Raw genomic sequence first — 2,222 nt, forward strand, 5'->3', positions numbered from 1 at the left:
ATTTGATAACACACCAGTTTGAATAAGCTGCAAGCGTCCACTATGTGGTTCTCGATGTACGGTCGAGAACAACGCCCTCGTCATGGGGGCTCTATAACTAAAAAATATAGAATCGATTCATCGGAAGATGTTTCGGCGGCTATAGCGAGAGGGAAACGCCCGGTCACATTCCGAACCCGGAAGCTAAGACTCTCAGCGCCGATGGTACTGCAGGGGGGACCCTGTGGGAGAGTAGGACACCGCCGGACTTAACGTAGCAAGAGCGAAATGGTCACCCGATGGGTGGCCATTTTGNGAGCGAAATGGTCACCCGATGGGTGGCCATTTTGCGTTAAGCCTTACGCTGATCAAGTCAGTCGAATAGGCAGACCAATTACACAGGAGACACAGTGAGCCCTACAGGTACGCACGGAGACGACGCACGCAACGGCGGCCGGGACGAACGGCGTTCCGGCGGCAACCAGGGCGGCCGGCCACAGGGCGGACGCGGCGGCGACAACCGCCAGTCCGGACCTCCCTCGGGTGGCGAACGGGGCTCCGGCGGCTACCAAGGACGCAACGACCGCGCGCAAGGTGGCGGCGCTGAGCGTGCTCCTTATCGCGGGAATTCCGATCGCCCGCAGCGTGATGGCGAGCGACCTCCCTACCGCGGCAAGTCCGAGCGTCCGTCCAGTGGTGGCGAGCGTCCCCCGTACCGCGGGAACTCCGAGCGTCCGTCCAGTGGTGGCGAGCGTCCCCCGTACCGTGGCAACTCGGACCGTCCGTCCGGTGGCGCCGAGCGTAAGCCGTGGGCCAAGGATGGCGAGCGTCCTCCGTACCGTGGCAACTCGGACCGTCCGTCCGGTGGCGCCGAGCGTAAGCCGTGGGCCAAGGATGGCGAGCGTCCTCCGTACCGTGGGAACTCGGACCGTCCGTCCGGTGGCGCCGAGCGTAAGCCGTGGGCGAAGGATGGCGAGCGTCCTCCGTACCGTGGGAACTCGGACCGTCCGTCCGGTGGCGCCGAGCGCAAGCCGTGGGCGAAGGATGGCGAGCGTCCTCCGTACCGTGGCAACTCGGACCGTCCGTCCGGTGGCGCCGAGCGTGCTCCTTACCGTGGCAACAGCGACCGTCCGTCGGACGGCGCAGAGCGCAAGCCCTGGGCGAAGAACGGCGAACGCACCGAGCGTCCGCGCCAGGATGGCGACCGCAAGCCCCGGGGCAATGCCACGCAGCGCGGCGGATCGCCGAACCGAGCCGGTGCGCCGCGTGACGCAGGCAAGAAGCTGTGGACCCGCGAGGGTGCCCCCGCCCGCGGCGATCGTGATGCCCGCGTCGTCGAAGAGGAGATGACCGAAGAGCAGCGCATGCAGCGTGAGCTGCGTTCCGTGCGTCCCCGCCACGACGACCCGGAACTTCCCGACGACGTCACGTCGCAGGACCTCGACCGGATCGCGCGCAACGAACTCAAGACCCTGAGCAAGGACAACGCGGAGGCCGTCGGCCGTCACCTCGCCATGGCCGCCCGCGTCATCGACGAGGACCCGGAGCTGGCGCACCGCCATGTCATGTCGGCCGCCCGTCGGGCCGGCCGGATCGCCGTGGTGCGCGAGAGCCTGGCGATCACCGCCTATGCGACCGGCGACTTCGCCCTCGCCCTGCGCGAACTGCGCACCTACCGGAGGATTTCCGGTTCCAACGCCCAGCTCCCACTCATGGTGGACAGCGAACGCGGCGTCGGACGCCCCGACCGCGCGCTCGAGCTCGGCCGGTCCGTCGACCGGGCGACCCTGCCGGCATCCGTTCAGGTGGCCCTGGCCATTGCCATGTCCGGCGCCCGCCTCGACCTGGGCGAGACGGAGGCCGCGCTGAGCGAACTCGAGATCCCGCAGCTGGATCCGAAGACCGCGTTCTCCTACAGCGCAGAGCTGTTCGCCGCCTACGCCGAGGTGCTCGAAGAGCTCGGACGTGAAGACGAGGCCGAGCTTTGGACCGAACGCGCCGAGCGTGCGGACGCCGCAGTGTCCGGGGCGTCCGACGCGGACGAGACCATCGAGATCCTCGAGATCGACGACGACGAGTTCGACGGTGAGGGGTTCGAGGACGACGCGGTGATCGAGCCTGTCGAGATCCCGGGGGTCTCGACAGGCTCGACCACCGGGGCGGGCTCGACCACCGGGGCGGGCTCGACCACCGGGGCGGGCTCGACCACCGGGGCGGGCTCGACCACCGGGGCGGGCTCGACC

Annotated in this window: 1 protein-coding gene and 1 rRNA gene; both read left to right on the forward strand. The window is 68.1% G+C overall.

Going from position 1 to position 2,222, the window contains the following annotated elements; all coding sequences use genetic code 11:
• The first annotated feature begins 131 nt into the window (after positions 1-131).
• Positions 132-248, forward strand: a 5S ribosomal RNA gene (rrf, locus tag E3T48_RS16080).
• Positions 249-1,325: 1,077 nt separating this feature from the next.
• On the forward strand, positions 1,326-2,222 hold an 897-nt coding region (locus E3T48_RS16085; protein WP_241986882.1), incomplete at its 3' end, for a tetratricopeptide repeat protein.

Origin of the sequence: Cryobacterium fucosi (assembly GCF_004403515.1) — a bacterium.
In the GTDB taxonomy this organism is placed as follows: Bacteria; Actinomycetota; Actinomycetes; order Actinomycetales; family Microbacteriaceae; genus Cryobacterium; species Cryobacterium fucosi.